The following is a 15810-nucleotide window of genomic DNA, read 5'->3' as shown; positions in this document are numbered from 1 at the left end:
TCACCAGCCCAGGATGTCGGCGAGGTAGGCGCGGGCCTTCTTGGCGTACTCGAGCGGGTTGGCCTTGTTCGGATCCTGCTCGGCTTCCACCACCAGCCACCCCTGGTAACCGGCGTCGGCCAGGACTTCGAGTATGGGCCGGAAGTCGATCGCGCCGTCTCCGGGCACGGTGAAGACGCCGAGCTCGACGCCCTCCTGGAACGACAGGCCTTCTTCACGCACCCGGCTCACGACCTCGGGCCGGACGCTCTTCATGTGGACGTGACCGATGCGGTCGGCGTAGGCCCGGACCAGGTCCAGCGGGTCGTCGCCGGCAAAGGCCATGTGGCCGGTGTCGAGCAGCAGATGCACCAGGTCCGGGTCGGTCGAGGCCATCAGCCGGTCGATGTCGGCCCGGGTCATGACGCCGGTGCCCATGTGGTGGTGATAGCTGAGCTTCATCCCCGCCGAGCCGGCTATCTTGCCCAGCTCGTTCAGACCCGAGGTCAGGGCGTCCCACTGGGCGTCGGTGAAGACCGGGCGGTTGGCGAACACGTCAACGGGAAGCAGGTGCGACGAGGCCCCGAACTCGGCCACGACCAGCTCGGTCCCGCCCAGTGCCTTGATGTGGGCCAGCGTCTCCTCGAAGGCGGCGATCGTCTTCTGCCGCATCTTGCCGATCGTGAAGTACGTGCTGGTCCAGGGCTCGGACACCCGCAGGCCGCGGAGATCGAGGGCGGCCTTGAGCTCGGCGGCGTCCGAGGGGTACTTGTGCCCGATGCTGCAGCCCTGGAAGCCGGCGAGTGCCATCTCGCTCACGGCCTGGCCGAAGGAGATACCGGCGTCGATGGTGGGGAAGTCGTCGTTCCACCACAGGGTGCAGCAGACGCCGAGCTTCACCTTGTCCGGGCTGAGGCGGTCAGCCAACTCTGTCATCGTGTCGCCCCTTTCAGGTAGCGGTCCGCGATGCGGGGTGGCTGGGCCCAGGAGCCGTATCCGGGTGCCTTGGCACCTGGAGGATTGGCCCCGATGGCCCGCCACAGCAGCCCCTCCTGGTAGGAGGCGGCGGTAACCGTGGAGGTCTCGGCCGATGTACGGGCCCCGTAGCGGTCGGTCCACTCGGGTGGCAGCGCGTACCACATCCCGGCGTACCAGAGCTTGATGACGTTCCGGGCCACCGGGCCGAGCCGGTCGTCGCTGAAGATCCGGTGGCGCAGGGCCCGGTCGAACAGATCCCGGTCGAGCGGGGTCCGGGCATGGCTTCCGGCGCCACCGGCCGCGTCGGCCCGGGCCGCCCGGTGGGCGTCCAGGAGGGCGGCGACGACCTCGTCGCCGCAGGCGGCCCGCACTTTCGCCAGATACGTGTGGGCCATGCCCGTGCCGAGCAGATCGGTCTCCTCGAAGGCGGTGAGGTCGACCGACAGGACGAGGAACTCCTCGAACGACGGGGCGGTCATCGCGTCACCGCCTGGGCTGTCCCGCCGGCACCCGGTGAGGCCTGCGGACCGGACCCGGCCGCGGCCGCGATCTCGAAGGTGGGAGCGGCGTGCAGACCGTCGCTGCCCGGCAGGGGGTTGCGGATCAGCCTGTTGAACCCGTCGCGCAGGCGGAACATGTCACAGACGGCCTCCTGGAGGAGGCCTGGCCGCCCGTTGAACGCCTCGGTGAGCAGGGCGAGGAAGGCCCCGTAGTCGACGTTGAAGTCCCGGGCGACACGGGCGAGTTCCGAATCCGCCGGGAAGTCGGCCAGCCGGGCACTCACCTTCACGTTGTACACATCGTCCCAGGAGATGCTCAGCGGGGGCCCCGAAGGCGAGTCGGGGCGGTCGCCCACCTGGTAGTAGCGCCCGAGCTGCAGCTGCCGGAAGCGGTAGTAGTGGGCCAGCTCTCCGTCCGCGTCGTAGATGCCTGAATCGAGGCCCTCGCCCTGGGCGGCGATGAAGCGGAGCGCCCGCTGGGCCGATTCCAGGTCGGAGACGACGATCATCCCCCCGCCGCCGGAGTAGAAGTACTCGGGCCCCACCTGCAGGGCCGGATCCCCGCAGAAGAGCCCGGGGTCGCCGGCCGACACCTTCTCGAGCCCTTCGATGATCTCCTCGTAGAACTCGCCGATGCTGTAGAAGTGCATCCCCTCGGCCGTCGGGCTGGAGACCAGGAGCGGAGTCCCGCCGTGCGATGACTTCACCAGCCGTGAGTCGGCACTGGGCGCCTTGCCCGGCCGCTCGATCTTGCAGAACGTCTCCACCGCCTCGGGGGAGAAGGGCCGCAGGTCGACGGTGAAGTCGTCCTCGCCGTCCGGCAGGTAGGCCGGATAGGACGGCACGAAGCCGGGTCGGGTCAGGTCGGGCTTCCCGCCGATGGCGTTCAGGACGTTGGCGACGAGGGTGAGGTGCAGCATCTCCTCCACCGCGGCCACCCGGATGATGTGGGCGGCGTCGGAGTTGGTGGTGGAGCGGATGGAGTAGTACGCGGTCAGGTACGGGGGGATGGTCGCGTGCTCGAGCGCCATCGCCGCGTGCAGGTAGCTGATCAGGTCGTCACGGTTCTCGATGGTCGACTCGGTCACCGGGCCGCCTCCTGAGATGGGTGCTGGGTGGCGCCGGCCGAGGTGACCTCGATCGGTGCGGTCTCGGAGTCGAGCTGGGCCAGCATGGCCCGGGTGCTGCGCAGGCACAGGGCGGCGATGGTGAGCGTCACGTTCGACGTGCCCACGGTGGGCATGCTTCCCCCGCCGACCATGTACAGGTTCTGGTAGTCCCAGCACCGCTGATCCGCGTCGACCACCGAGGTCGACGGGTCGCGGCCCATCACATGGGTGCCGGCGAGATGGTTGCCCCCGCGGATCTCGTACCCCTCGCCGTCGTGGACGGCGTAGCCCCAGAAGTTCGGGTCGTACGCGGTGTGGTCCTCGGCCCCGAGGCGGGCGAAGATCCGCCTCGACAGCTGCCGGGCGTACGCCACCCCCCGCATCGTGTACTCGGGGATGTCGTAGGTGAGGATGGGCCGCATGTTGCCGAGCTTGTCGGTGAAGTCCGGGCTCACGGTGACCCGGTTGCTCGGGTTGGCGGGGACCTCGACCATGAACGCCAGCTGAAGCTGGCGGGACACCCGGTCCACGAGCCCCTGGCGCAGGGACTCGCCGTAACGGCCACCGGAGTCCACCAGGTCGATCAGGTCGGTCATCGGCGCGCCCCGGGCCCAGCCCCACCCGTCGTTGTGGATGTCGACGCTGAACGCCGCCTGGCGGCTGCGGAAGCGGCCCCCGCGCAGGTCGGTGATGCCACCCGTGCAGTTCGTGCCACGGAAGGTGCCGGCCACCTCCGGCAGCAGCCCCCACGCCAGCAGGTAGGCGTGGTCCATGAAGTTCCGCCCCATCAGGCCGCTCGAACCGCGCAGGCCGGAGGCCAGCATCAGCCGGGGGTTCTCCACCGCGTTGGCGGCCAGGATGAACAGCCGGCCGCGGGCCCGCGCGGTGGTGAAGCCGGGGCTGTCGGGCCGGTCGTAGCGGCGGTACTCGATCTCGGTCACCCGGCGCGTGTGCTCGTCGACGTGCACCTTGTAGGCCACCGCCTGGGCCACCAGGTCGACCCGGCCGCTCTGGAGGGCCACGGCGAGGGTCTTGCCGGCGTTGTACTTGGCCTGCACCGGGCAGATGGGCACACAGTTGTTGTTGCCCTGGCAGCGTTCGCCGACCTCGACCTGGTACGTGCTCACGGCCCCTTGCGGCACATACCCCTTCCCGCCGTCGTAGGCCGGGTTCGGTATCCCGTTCCGGCCCTGCGGGAACGGCCGGACCCGCAGCTCTCGCTGCTCCCCGTCGAGTTCGACCGGCATTCCGTCGAGGTCCTTGGCGACCATCTGGTCCAGGTAGGACAGGGGCAGCCCCTTCATGGGGAACACATAGCCCTCGTCGAAGGTGATCCCGAGGTAGGCCTGGTCCTCCACGTCGGCGGAGACGCCGATCTCGCGTTCGGCCTCGTTGTAGTACGGGGAGAGGTCCTCGTAGGTCAGCGGCCAGTCGGTGCCCTCGCCGTAGAGCGTCCGCATCCGGAAGTCCTCCGGCAGCATCCGCAGCGTCTTGCCCTCCCAGTGCATGGTGGTGCCGCCGAGGACCCGCGTGTACGTCGTGTCGGTGGCGAGGGGGCCGCTCTGGACGATGTAGGCCGAGGCGTCGGGCGCACCCGGGGTGATGCGCCGTGCGTCGGTGCCGCGGGGCATCGGGGCGTTGGCGACGTCCGGGTAGGGGGCCTGGTTGTCCTTGCTGATGGCCGAGTAGAACCGGTCGAGGTAGCTCTCGTAGCCCCTCAGGGTGAGGTCCTCGGCCGGGCCCGCTTCCAGTATCAGCACTCTCCTGCCGGCTTCGCTCAGCCGCGCGGCTATGAGGGCGCCGGAAATCCCGCCGCCGACGATGACGGCGTCGTAGAGGTCCCCGGCCGCCGCCGCGGGGTCGGTGCGCTTCGCCGCCCCGTGAGGGAACTTCGCGTACATGGAGCAGTCACTCCTCCTCTGCCAGGCGCAGCCGGGACCGGTGTGGCGGCCGGAGCCCGGGTCGGCCGGCCACGGTCACACGGCCTCGGCTCGGGCGCGCATGGCGGACAGGTAGGCGGCGTAACTCCACGTCAGGTTGCGGACACTGCGCTGGTAGCCGGTGGTGCCGTCGAACTGCTCGGAGAGCTCCAGGTGGTCGCTGTGGTAGATGACGGCCATCACCATGGCGTCACCGGTGGCCGTCAGGGCGACGGCGGCCGCCGCCGGTGCCGTCGACGCGTCGATGCCGGACTGGGCGAAGAAGGGTGCGGACAGGTCGTCGACCGGGACCTTGCCGCTCGACTTGATCACGGTGGCCAGCTTGTAGTGCAGCTCGGCCACGTTGCACGTGGAGAGGGCCCAGGGGTGGCCGCCGAGGACCGGGTGCGCGGTGTCACCGTCGTAGACGTCTCCCGGGTAGCGGCCGAACATCGGCCCGATGCCGAACTGTTCCTTGTCCGACTTGTTGATCGGGTAGAAGGCGATGCCGCCCTCTTCCCACTGCGAGCGCAGCTGGGCCGCGGTGGCCAGCATCTTGGTGTCGATGACGGGAACGGCGCCGTAGACGGCCGCCTGGACGATGTCGATGTTCGGGTCGTACCCCTCGGCGACGGGATTCTGGGGCGATGGCTGGGACCCGTCACCGGGGTCGGCCATCATGCTCACGTACTTGCTTCCGTCCCAGTGGCCCGCGAGGGCCTCGCGCAGCCAGTCGATGGCGGGCCGCAGTCCGGTCGGCTTGTTGATGCCGACGATCTTCGAGGCCTTGATCTCCTCGAAGCAGCGCAGCTGGGCGGCCCGGGCGAAGAAGCTGTACCCGCTGTGCTCCTCCCACAGGTTCGTGGTGGGGTCCTTGTAGACGCCGAGGAGGAAGGCCACGTTCGAGTTCACCAGGTCGACCGCCCGCTTCTGGGTGCCGAGGTCGAGCTGGTCGTAGGCGGCCAGGATGGTGATCGTCTGCAGGGCCGGACCGTCGTTCTGCTCGGTCCACGGGCGGGCGTCGCCGGCGATGTTGAAGCAGGCGTGACCCTTGGTCGGCTGGGCGTTGGAGTGGCAGAGGTCCGCGAACGACACGTAGTCGTTGAGCGTCTGCACCGTCCCGCCCGGGCTCACGGGCATGTGGGCCTTCGCCACCTCCATGGCCGTGATGGCCCCGTCCCGCACCCAGTTGAAGACGTAGTCCTCGTCGATGCCGGGAGTCAGGGCCGGGAAGGACGGGGCGGCGATGATGCAGCCCGGCTTCGAGTCGCGGGACACGTCGCCCGGCGACTGGGGATCGCTGTAGACGAAGCCGTCGCTCGCGATGTTCCGGAACATGAACGTGTACATGATCGGCACGAGGGACGGCAGATCGACCGCTCCCGGGGCGAGGGAGGTCTGAACGCTCGCCCGCTCCCGGGAAGCGTCGGCCGGCCGGTGGGTGCGCGTGCGCATGTCGGGCGTGGTGGGCTCGGACATTGCTGAACTCCGTTATCTTTCGGGCGGTTCGATCGGATCCGGCCGGCTGTCGGCGTCCTGGCCACGCGGAGAGAGAGGGCTTGGAGCCGAGTGCGTCCATGGGCTGCCGCTACGGCGCGCGTCGGTCATCCGGCGCGAGCGGAACCGGACGGACGGCGCACGAGGGTGCGGATTGTTCACAGCGGTTTCGATGTTCAGGCTGCGAGTTGGTGCCGCTGCTGGTAACGCTTGACGCGCGGACCGCTGCCGCGTGACCGACGACGCTCGGGAACCGTCGGGATCGCCGAGTGGCCGTGGGCGCCGGGCCTCGGGCCCGCGCCGGCGCTCCGGCCGACTCTGCCGGCTCGGGGCGCAACCTGCGTATCGCGGCACCCCGGCGGTCACACGGGTGCGGCCGGCCTCTCGTGAGCCACGGGACTTCCCTTGACCGGACGACTTCCGGTGACCTGAACGGGCATCAGAACCACTGCCGGTGCACGACTTCTCAGGCGGCGCGGAGCCTCGCGGGACTCCGGCGGTGTCCTTGGGGGCGCGGCGAGGAGAGGGGCGGACGACAATGCCGTCAGGCCGGCGATGACACCCTGAATCAGGTGTCCGAGTCCACGCCTTTCCCGTAATCGCGATAACAGGGAATTCATCCCTCCATCCCCCCGTTTTCTTAGAAAGCGCGCGATGCAGAGACTTTCCGGCAGCAGGTCCCATGGCAGCTTTTCGCTGAATATGCCACTCGGTGTGCCCCTATCTTGGCGTACCGCAGGCTACAGCCAGCCGGATAGGCGCCGCAATAGAAAACTCCGATGTTGCGTATGAGGTTGGAGTAATCTGGTGTAGCTTCCTGTTGCATAACTGTGCGCTAAATCCCCAGGGTGGGACCGTGTCCTATATGGCAGTTGATCGTTGAGCCGGGTATGGGGCGGGGCACGTGGAGTTGGATTGTTCCGGATGGCTTGTGGGAGATCGCCAGGCCGTTGATTCCGGAGGACCGGGCACGGCCGCAGGGCGGCGGGAAACAGAACACGCCTGACGAGACGCTGTTCGCCGCGATCACCTACGTACTGGTGAGTGGCTGCGCATGGCGGGCGCTGCCCCCGTGTTTCGGGATCTCCAAATCGACCGCCCATCGCCGGTTCATGATCTGGTCGCGGGCCGGTGTGTGGAACCGGCTGCATGAAGCGGTTGTGCACCGACTGGACGATACGGGGCTGGCCGACGTCTCCCGTGTGGTCCTCGACTCGGCTCATGTCCGCGCTGAAAGAGGGGCGCACCCACAGGCCCGGATCCCGTGGACCGGGGTGAGCCGGGTCCCCAGATGCACGTCCTGCCGGATGCGCACGGACTGCCCCTCGTCGCCGGCGACTCGGCCGCCGACGTCCCCGGCAGCGTCGGACGGTTCGGCTTCCGGGCCCGGCGGCGCCCCGCGGCTCTGAATCCGCACGGTTGATCACGGAGGGGCAGGTGTCGGCAGCGGCCCTCTGCTGCTGCAGAACGGCTCCTCGAACTGACCATGTAGGACACGGCCTTGGCAGCTGTTGCCGTCGCCGACGGCCTCTGCCAGGGGGGACGTCCCCGCCCGGAGCGATGGGTGGACCGGGCCCGACGACTGCTCATCCACCTCGGGGGCGCGCGGGTCGATGACCGGGGTACGTTCCGGGAGGTGAGGGGTACGGCGCGTCGATTCCGGCAGTCGTGGGCCCGGCAGCTGCTCCACTCGCCCGCCCGGTCGTCGCGGTGCTCCCCTGCCGCACAAGGCCGAGCAGCTCTTCGGCCACGTCGGCAGCCGGTCTCAACCCCGTGCCGGCCGGGCCGCACGGTGTCACCACGCTCGACGCCGCGTCCGGCTCGACTGAGAGGCAACTGAGAGTTTCCTGTGCCACGCTGACGCGCCCCTTACCTCCTCAGGAGCGCCTGAATGAGTCTGATCAACGGTCTGCCCAGCCATGTCCTGCTGGTCCACGTGGTTGTCGTGCTGATACCCCTGACCGCTCTGGCCCTGGTCGCGGCCGCGCTGTGGCCGCGCGCCGCCCGGCGGCTGGGCCCGCTGCTGCCCCTGCTCGCACTCGTCGCCCTGGTCAGCGTGCCGCTGACCACGCACGCCGGCGAGTGGCTGGAACGGCACGTGGACGACGATGCCCTGGTGCGCCGGCACACCGAGCTGGGCGACGGCCTGCTGCCGTGGGCCCTGGGCCTGTTCGTGCTGGCGGCGGTCGTGTGGTGGACGGGGCGGCGCGCTCCGGCGGAGCCTGGACAGGGCGGCGGCACGCGCTGGTCCGCACTGCCCGTACGGATCGTCGTGGGCGTGCTCTCGCTGGCCGTTGCGGCAGGGGCGGTGGTGGACGTCTACCGGATCGGCGACTCCGGGGCGAAGGCAGCATGGCACGACGCCTACTCGAAGACGGCGACAGGATCAGAGGACGGTTCCTGAACCGGCGCGGGCCCGCTTGCCCGCGTCCCGAGGCAGACCGCACGTCGCCCTGCCGGGGCTGATCGGAGGGCCGAATCGTCCTCACCGCTGGTCGCGAACGCGGCAGGGAACGGCCGGCGGCCTTCAACGGACGGCGGCCTTCAACGGACGGGCGGTGAGGGTCGGCAGCGCGGCGATCACTGTGTATCACCGCGGCGGGTCCGACCCCCGATGCTCAGCTGTTCCAGCGCCACTCGGCGACCTCCGGCAGGTCGGTGCCGTGGTCGCGGATCCAGGCGTGGTGGCGGGTGCGGGCGTCGGCCATGGCCTGGCGTACGGCGGCGGCGCGCACGGCCAGGCCCGGGACGCGGTCGATGACGTCCATGACGAGGCGGTAGCGGTCGAGGTCGTTGCGTACGACCATGTCGAACGGGGTGGTCGTGGTGCCGGACTCCTTGTATCCGCGCACGTGCAGGTTCTTGTGCCCGGTGCGGCGGTAGGCGAGGCGGTGGATGAGCCACGGGTAGCCGTGGTAGGCGAAGATCACCGGTTTGCCGGTGGTGAACAGCCCGTCGTACTCGAAGTCGGTCATCCCGTGCGGGTGTTCCTCGTGGGGCATCAGCCGGGTCATGTCGACCACATTGACCACCCGCACCGCCAGGCCGGGCAGGTGCCGGCGCAGCAACTGGGCGGCGGCCAGCACCTCCTGGGTGGGTACGTCACCCGCACAGGCCAGGACGACGTCCGGCTCGGCGCCGTTCTCGGTGCCCGCCCACTCCCAGATCCCGGCGCCGCGTGCGCAGTGCACCCGGGCCTGGTCCATGGACAGCCAGTCGAAGCACGGCTGTTTGCCGGCCACGATCACGTTGACGTAGTCACGGCTGCGCAGCACATGGTCAGTGACGGACAGGAGGGTGTTGGCATCCGGCGGCAGGTAGACACGGACCACCTCGGGGCTCTTGTTGAGGACGTGGTCGACGAAGCCGGGGTCCTGGTGGGAGAAGCCGTTGTGGTCCTGGCGCCACACGTGCGAGGTGAGCAGGTAGTTGAGGGACGCGATGGGGGCCCGCCAGGGCAGCTCGCGAGAGGTCTTCAGCCACTTGATGTGCTGGTTGACCATCGAGTCGACGATGTGCACGAACGCCTCGTAGCAGGAGAAGAGTCCGTGCCTGCCGGTCAGCAGGTATCCCTCCAGCCAGCCCTGGCAGAGGTGTTCGGAGAGGATCTCCATCACCCGGCCGTGCCGGTCGAGGTGTTCGTCGACCGGCAGCATCTCCGCCTGCCAGGCCTTTCCGCTGGCCTCGAAGACGGCCTGGAGCCGGTTGGAGGCGGTCTCGTCCGGGCCGACGAGGCGGAAGTCCCGTCGCACCCTGGTGTCCTTCATGACCTGTTCGAGGAGAGCGCCCAGGACTCGGGTGGGTTCGTGCAGGGTGGAACCGGGTTTGTCGACGGGCACGGCGATGCCCTCGAGGGCCGGCAGGGGCAGCTGGCGCAGGAGGAGGCCACCGTTGGCGTGCGGGGTCGCCCCGAGCCGTTTCGTCCCCTCGGGGACGCAGGCGAGGACGTCCGGGACGGGCCGCCCGTCGGAGCCGAACAGCTCCTGCGGCCGGTACGAGCGCAACCACTGCTCCAACTGCCGTAGATGCTCAGGGTTTTCCCGGACCCCGGCCAGCGGAACCTGGTGGGCCCGCCAGGTACCCTCCACCGGTTCGCCGTCCACTTCCGCCGGGCCGGTCCAGCCCTTGGGCGTGCGCAGCACGATCACCGGCCAGCGCACCCGCTCGCTGATGCCCTCCTCGCGTGCCCTGCGCCGCATCAGGGCGATGCCGTCCAGCGCCTCGTCGAGCACCGCCGCCAGGGCGCGGTGCACCACGGCCGGGTCGTCACCGCTCACGTGGAGGGGCTCGTGCCCGTATCCCCGCAGCAGTGCGTCCAGTTCCTCCTCCGGCAGCCGGGACAGCACGGTGGGATTGGCGATCTTGTAGCCGTTGAGGTGCAGGATCGGCAGTACGGCCCCGTCGTGGACCGGGTCGAGGAACTTGTTGGAGTGCCAGGAGGCGGCCAGCGGTCCCGTCTCCGCCTCGCCGTCGCCGATCACGCAGGCCACCAGCAGGTTCGGGTTGTCGAAGGCGGCGCCGTAGGCGTGCGCGAGCGAGTAGCCGAGTTCGCCGCCCTCATGGATGGAGCCGGGGGTCTCGGGGGCCACGTGACTGGGCACCCCGCCGGGGAAGGAGAACTGCCTGAACAGCCGCGCGATGCCGGCCGCGTCCCGGGAGACGTCGGGATACGTTTCGCTGTAGCTGCCGTCCAGCCAGGAGCCCGCGAGGACGGCCGGCCCGCCGTGGCCCGGGCCCCACACGCAGAGTGCGTCGAGTCCGCGCGCCCTGATCACGCGGTTGAGGTGCGTGTACACGAGGCTCAGGCCGGGCGAGGTACCCCAGTGGCCGAGCAGCCGCGGCTTGATGTGCTCGGGCCTCAGCGGCTCGGTGAGCAGCGGGTTGGCCATGAGGTAGATCTGACCCGCCGCAAGGTAGTTGGCGGCGCGCCAGTGCGCGTCCAGGATGCGCAGTTCCTGGTCGGTGAGGGTGCTGGCGTCCGAGTGGGCGGCCTGGGGCATGAGAGCTCCGGATGTCGTCTTCGGTTGTGGGAAGGTTTCCCGCTGTTGTCAGGAAGGTTCGGGTACGACGGCCACCGGGCACGCCGCGTGGTGCAGCACCCCGTGGGCGACACGGCCGAGCTGGGGTCCGAAGTGGCCGGGGCGGCGCCGGGCGCCGACGACCAGCAGGTCAGCCTCGTGCGAGGCGGCCGGCAAGGCGTCGAGGGCGTGGCCCTCGACGGTGTGGCGGTGCGCCGGCTCCCCGACGAGCTGGGGGCGCCCCCGGACGAAGTCTGGGGGAGGGTGGCCGGTGGTCGCGTGCGCGGGCCGCCGCCAGGCCCGTACGGCTTCCAGGGGCACTCCCCGCAGCACGGCTTCCTCGGTCGCGAACCGTACGGCGGCCGAGCCCGTCGGCTTCTCACCCACGCCGAGGACGATGCGCCCTCGGGTTCCGGGGCGGCCCTGGTCGTCGTGGCTGCCACGCAGCACGATCACCGGGCAGTGCGCGTGCCCGGCGACCGCCAGGCCCGCGAGGGCGGTGCGGCTCTCTCGTAGGAGTCCGGACTCCGGCGCCTCGGGCAGCACGTCGGTGGTGACCTTCACGCCGGGTTGGTGGTGCCGGGCTCGCTGTCGGGCGGTGTCCACGACGTCCTGGGCCATCACCTCCTCCGACGGCTCGTCCGGTTCCTGGGCGAGCAGGGCGCCTTCGTACCGTTCCCAGAGCGAGGCGTACACCGGCCGGAGCGACGCCCCGCGCAGGGCGGCCTCGTCGGCCGCCCAGTCCACAGCCCCCAGGCTCGGTTCGCAGCCGTCGACGCCCACGACGATCGGAAGGTCCATCGTGCTCACCGTCCCGTGCCGGGGTCGACGGGCTCCTCGATGGCCAAAGGTCCGCCGAGCACCCGCGCGACCACTGCCTTCATGGGTTCTCCTCCTCCAGTGAGTCAGTCGTGCGCGAACACGGCAACAGGGGCGACCACGCAGTACCTCGGTCAGGGCGGTGGCCCGCCGGCGCTCGAGTGAGTCCTGGAGTTCGGCGTCACCGGAGAAGCGGCAGAACGAGGTGGGCGGCTCGGACCAGGCGTGTACGACCCTCAGGGAGGCGTCCCGGCGCACGGCGGCGAAGGCGAACCCCAGGAGCGTCTCGTCCGGGTGATCGGTGCCGAGGCCGACGACGACGGGCCGGAAGGCGGTCGCGGCCGACGGGACACCCGCGGGGCCCGTCTTGTGTTCGTCGGCTGCCTGTTCCCCGGCCCGGACCGGTACCACCGGACGTGCGGCGTGGGCGACGACGGCCAGGCTGACCGAGCCCTGACGACCCTACGCCGTAGCCGCGTGAGCCGAGCACCAGCAGCTCTGCGGCGTCCGCCGCCTGTACCAAGGCCTCGGCCGGCTTGCCGGTGACCCGATCGGTGATCACCTCGACACCGGGGTGGCGCAGCCGGAGGCGCTCCGCCCCCTCACGTGGGATCCTCTCGGTCCAGCCCTCGACGCTCTCGCTGCCGAGCAGTCGCTTCCGGGCCCCGGACATGGGCTCGAAGACATGCAGAAGCTTCAGCGGCAGGGAGCGCAGACTCGCTTCACGCACCGCCCATTCGGCGGCGGCCCGACTTTCGGGCGAGCCGTCGAGACCTACGGTGATGCTGCGGGCCATGGTCTCCACCTTCCGGGCGAGGGATCCGAATCCAGAGTGGTGACCCAGCCCTCGCGGGGTCAGGGGCCGCAGGTCCCTGTGCGGGGCCGTTCGGCCCTGCAACGTCCGTTCGGCCCTGCCACGTCCGTGACACGGCACTGGGTCCCATGGCCGTGCGCCTGGCGCGGGCCGTCGAAGGGGTGGTGGACGTGCAGTTCGACCTCGCACACCACGACCAAGGAGTGTGTGAGGCCGGCCGGCCCTGGTGGATGGCTGCACCTGGGAATTCATGAACATCCTCCGGGGAGACTCGCTGTCCCCTTCGGGGGGACCATGTGCCTGTGTCAGGCCGCGGCCTCTTCGTGGGCTCGGTGGCTCCGGGTGGTGGCCAGGTCCGCCGCCCGCCGGACCGAATCGGCGGAGGCGGCCAGCAGCGGCAGGCGGACGGCCGGGCTGGGGATGCGGCCCTGGGCGTGCAACACCCCCTTGATGACGGTCGGGTTCGGCTCGGCGAAGAGCGCGGCGGACAGCCGGGCCAGCTCGGCTCCCAGCCTGCGGGCCGGTCCGGTGGCGTCGCGCTGCCACAGCGAGATCAGCTCGGCGTAGTCAGCGGTGCGGACGTTGGCCGACGCCAGGATGCCGCCGCGGGCGCCCGCCGCGAGCAGCGGAGAGATGACGGCGTCATCACCGCCGAGCACCGCGAAGCCCGGTGCCGGCGAGCCCAGCAGTTCCATCGCGGCCGCGTCGATCGCGCCGGTCGCGTACTTGACGCCGACGACCTCCGGCAGGTGCCCGAGCGCGTTCAGGGTTCGGGTGCTGAGGGGCTGAGCGGTGCGGTACGGGATGTCGTAGACGACCAGTGGCAGGCCCCCGTGTTCGGCGAGTGCCGTGAAGTGCGCCAGGGTTCCCGCCTCGCCGGGCCGGGTGTAGGGCGGTGCGGGAACCAGCGCCGCGGCGACGTCACCGCTCTGCGCGAGCTCCCGCAGTGTCGTGATCGCGGCGGCGGTGTCGTTGGTGCCGACGCCGACGATCAGCGGAGCTCCGTGTGCCCGGCAGGCGGCCGAGCAGATACGCACCACGGCCTGCTTCTCCTCGGTGGTCAGCGTGGCCGCCTCCGCGGTGGTGCCCAGGGCGACCAGTCCGCGCGCCCCGCCGACTGACAGCGCCTCATGGGCGAGCCGGGCGAGCGCGTCCGGGGCGAGGCGCAGGTCGTCGGTGAACGGGGTCACCAAGGGGACAAACAGGCCGGTGAGGTTCGCTTCGGGCTTCATGCGCCCAGCCTGACCGACGCAAACCAGTAGATCCAGTTCATGTTTCTTCGCCTATGCGTAAGCTCACCTTATGCTTGATGTCCGACGTCTCCACCTGCTGCGCGAACTGGACCGACGCGGCACCATCGCGGCCGTCGCCGAGGCGCTGACCTTCACCGCCTCGGCCGTCTCCCAGCAGCTGAGCGTGCTTGAGCGCGAGGCGGGCGTACCCCTGCTGGAACGGAGTGGCAGACGGGTGGTGCTCACCCCCGCGGGCCGCACCCTCGTCACCCACGCCGACGCCGTCCTCGAACGCCTCGAACTGGCGGTCTCCGAGCTGGCCGGGGCACGCGAGGGCATCGGTGGGCCGCTGCGGATCGGGACGTTTCCCTCTGGCGGCCCCGCGATCGTGCCCGCCACGCTGGCCGAACTGGCCCGGCGGCATCCCGCGCTGGAGCCGATGGTGCGGGAGATCGACTCGGCGCGGGTCTCCGACGGCCTGCGCGCCGGCGAACTCGACGTGGCCCTCGTCCACGACTACGACTTCGTGCCCGCGTCACCGGACACCACGGTCGACCAGGTGCCCCTGTTGGAGGAGCCGATGTACCTGGCCACGGGCGGCTCCGCCGACAGCGCTCTCGCCACCGGTCCTGCCGCCTGCGGCGACACGCTGGCGGAGCTGCTGGGACCGTGGGCCGCGTCCCCATGGATCACCGCCCGGGACGGTACGACCGGCCACGCGATGGCCGTACGGGCCTGTCAAGCGGCCGGGTTCCAGCCGCGCATCCGCCACCAGGTCAACGACTTCCGTACGGTCCTGGCACTGGCCGCCATCGGGCAAGGCGCCGGATTCGTACCGGAGATGGCCACCGCACACGCCCCCGAGGACGTGGTCCTGACCCGGCTGCCCCTCTTCCGCCGCTCGAAGGTCGCCTTCCGTGCGGGCGGCGGCACCCACCCGGCGATCGCGGCATTCGTGGCGGCGGCGCGCACAGCGGTGGGCACCGCGGGCCGTGCCTCCCTACTGACCGCTTCAGGGAGTTGAGTCGCGGGTCCTGTCCTCGGCGATCTTGGTCGGCAGGTGTCCCGAGTGCGTGGGGATCTTGTTCCTGACGACCTGGGGGAGCGGGTGGCACCGCTGCTGCCGCCCACTCCCGCACGGCACTGCCGCAACACCTGGCTGCTGCAGGAGGTCCGCGCGGCCCCCGCCCAGGGCGAACACGAGCAACTCATCGGCCAGGAGGGCCCGGACTGGCCGGCCTGACTGCGGCCGGGCGAGGTCGTCGTTCAGGAGCGCTGGGGGCGAGCGAGTTCGTCAACGCGCACCTGGCCGTGCAGCTCAAGCAGCAGCGTCTGGTACTCCTCAGGGTGCTGCTCGCGGAGGATCTTCATCCACACTCGTGCGCCCTGGACGAAGTGCTCGGTAGCCATCTTCAGGTGAAGGTGCCGGACAACGTGGAGTGCGTCGTCGTACGGCAGAGTTCCTTCGCCCCCGGGCCGGCGCCGCCCCTGCCCCGGGGTCTTGACGGCATTGAGAGCTTTCTCCGCCTCGGCCTTCTGCTCCGCCTTGGGAAGTCGGCCGATCCGGCGGGCGTGCTCCACCTTCAACTCGCCCGCTTCGACTCTCTCCTGAAGCTCCGAAGTGAGCTCCAGCAGTGCCAGGCGTTGGGACACCCAGGCTGGTGTCCTCCCCAACCGCTTGGCCACTTGGCCCTGGGAGCCATGGACCCGTACGAGTTCCCGGATGGCTTTCGCCTGGTCCATGGGAGGGACGTCCACGCGGTGGATGTCGGCGAAGAGGGCGGGTTCAAGGATGTCCGCAGCACTGGCGGAAAGATCGTCGTTGACGTCGCTGAACCCACGGGTGGCCGGATCCTGATGGTACGTCATACGGCAAGCTCCTTCGCGAGGTCGCACATGCTGCGGCACCGCGCCGGCGCACCCGCGCGTGTTCACTGACCTCTGA

The 15810-nt window shown here is 70.3% G+C and carries 13 protein-coding genes and 1 pseudogene; 4 read left to right on the top strand and 10 right to left on the bottom strand.

Features of this window, described 5'->3' with window-relative positions; genetic code table 11:
- From iolE to ACZ7HQ_RS14115, 5 genes are all read right to left on the bottom strand, one after another.
- The gene (iolE, locus tag ACZ7HQ_RS14135) at positions 1 to 915 is read right to left on the bottom strand and encodes a myo-inosose-2 dehydratase (protein WP_470988503.1); all 915 of its coding nucleotides are present in this window, start codon (positions 913 to 915) and stop codon (positions 1 to 3) included.
- On the bottom strand, positions 912 to 1436 hold the full coding sequence (locus tag ACZ7HQ_RS14130; protein ID WP_470988499.1) for a hypothetical protein: 525 nt from the start codon (positions 1434 to 1436) through the stop codon (positions 912 to 914). The genes iolE and ACZ7HQ_RS14130 overlap by 4 nt, the downstream gene beginning before the upstream one ends.
- Positions 1433 to 2545: a ferritin-like domain-containing protein gene (locus ACZ7HQ_RS14125; protein WP_470988496.1), complete on the bottom strand. Its 1113-nt coding sequence runs from the start codon at positions 2543 to 2545 to the stop codon at positions 1433 to 1435. Before ACZ7HQ_RS14125 ends, ACZ7HQ_RS14130 begins: the two co-directional genes overlap by 4 nt.
- Positions 2542 to 4467 (bottom strand): GMC family oxidoreductase, encoded by a 1926-nt coding sequence (locus tag ACZ7HQ_RS14120; RefSeq protein WP_470988494.1) that lies wholly within the window; start codon positions 4465 to 4467, stop codon positions 2542 to 2544. Before ACZ7HQ_RS14120 ends, ACZ7HQ_RS14125 begins: the two co-directional genes overlap by 4 nt.
- A gap of 75 nt (positions 4468 to 4542) precedes the next feature.
- On the bottom strand, positions 4543 to 5964 hold the full coding sequence (locus tag ACZ7HQ_RS14115) for a glycoside hydrolase family 15 protein (RefSeq protein ID WP_470988491.1): 1422 nt from the start codon (positions 5962 to 5964) through the stop codon (positions 4543 to 4545).
- Between the two features lie 908 nt (positions 5965 to 6872).
- Here ACZ7HQ_RS14115 and ACZ7HQ_RS14110 point away from each other — a divergent pair.
- A pseudogene (locus tag ACZ7HQ_RS14110) lies at positions 6873 to 7351 on the top strand (transposase); the annotation flags it as partial.
- A 522-nt stretch (positions 7352 to 7873) separates the two neighbouring features.
- Positions 7874 to 8386 carry a DUF2231 domain-containing protein gene (locus ACZ7HQ_RS14105; RefSeq protein ID WP_470988489.1) on the top strand — a complete coding sequence of 171 codons (513 nt, stop codon included), beginning with the start codon at positions 7874 to 7876 and terminating at the stop codon, positions 8384 to 8386.
- 214 nt (positions 8387 to 8600) lie between these two features.
- On the opposite strand, the gene ACZ7HQ_RS14100 is transcribed toward ACZ7HQ_RS14105, so the two are convergent.
- The 4 genes from ACZ7HQ_RS14100 to ACZ7HQ_RS14085 all read right to left on the bottom strand — a co-directional run bounded on the left by ACZ7HQ_RS14100 (position 8601) and on the right by ACZ7HQ_RS14085 (position 13865).
- Positions 8601 to 10982, bottom strand: a complete 2382-nt coding sequence (locus tag ACZ7HQ_RS14100) for a phosphoketolase family protein (protein WP_470988487.1) — start codon at positions 10980 to 10982, stop codon at positions 8601 to 8603.
- Between the two features lie 48 nt (positions 10983 to 11030).
- A complete protein-coding gene (locus tag ACZ7HQ_RS14095) occupies positions 11031 to 11801 on the bottom strand; it encodes a universal stress protein (protein ID WP_470988485.1) in 771 nt (256 codons plus the stop codon).
- Positions 11802 to 12000: 199 nt separating this feature from the next.
- Positions 12001 to 12615, bottom strand: coding sequence for a universal stress protein (locus ACZ7HQ_RS14090; protein ID WP_470988482.1), 615 nt, complete (start codon positions 12613 to 12615; stop codon positions 12001 to 12003).
- A 323-nt stretch (positions 12616 to 12938) separates the two neighbouring features.
- A complete protein-coding gene (locus ACZ7HQ_RS14085) occupies positions 12939 to 13865 on the bottom strand; it encodes a dihydrodipicolinate synthase family protein (protein ID WP_470988480.1) in 927 nt (308 codons plus the stop codon).
- Positions 13866 to 13935: 70 nt separating this feature from the next.
- On the opposite strand from ACZ7HQ_RS14085, the gene ACZ7HQ_RS14080 reads away from it, so the two are divergent.
- Both ACZ7HQ_RS14080 and ACZ7HQ_RS14075 read left to right on the top strand, forming a co-directional pair.
- The gene (locus ACZ7HQ_RS14080; RefSeq protein WP_470988478.1) at positions 13936 to 14889 is read left to right on the top strand and encodes a LysR family transcriptional regulator; all 954 of its coding nucleotides are present in this window, start codon (positions 13936 to 13938) and stop codon (positions 14887 to 14889) included.
- A gap of 45 nt (positions 14890 to 14934) precedes the next feature.
- On the top strand, positions 14935 to 15108 hold the full coding sequence (locus ACZ7HQ_RS14075; protein ID WP_470988476.1) for a hypothetical protein: 174 nt from the start codon (positions 14935 to 14937) through the stop codon (positions 15106 to 15108).
- Between the two features lie 23 nt (positions 15109 to 15131).
- Here ACZ7HQ_RS14075 and ACZ7HQ_RS14070 read toward each other — a convergent pair whose 3' ends face one another.
- Entirely contained in the window at positions 15132 to 15734 is a 603-nt protein-coding gene (locus tag ACZ7HQ_RS14070; protein WP_470988473.1) for a ParB/RepB/Spo0J family partition protein, read from the bottom strand.
- Between the last annotated feature and the right edge of the window lie 76 nt (positions 15735 to 15810).

This window comes from Streptomyces sp. NPDC037290, from assembly GCF_055603245.1.
This window is presented reverse-complemented; position numbering and strand designations above follow the sequence as displayed.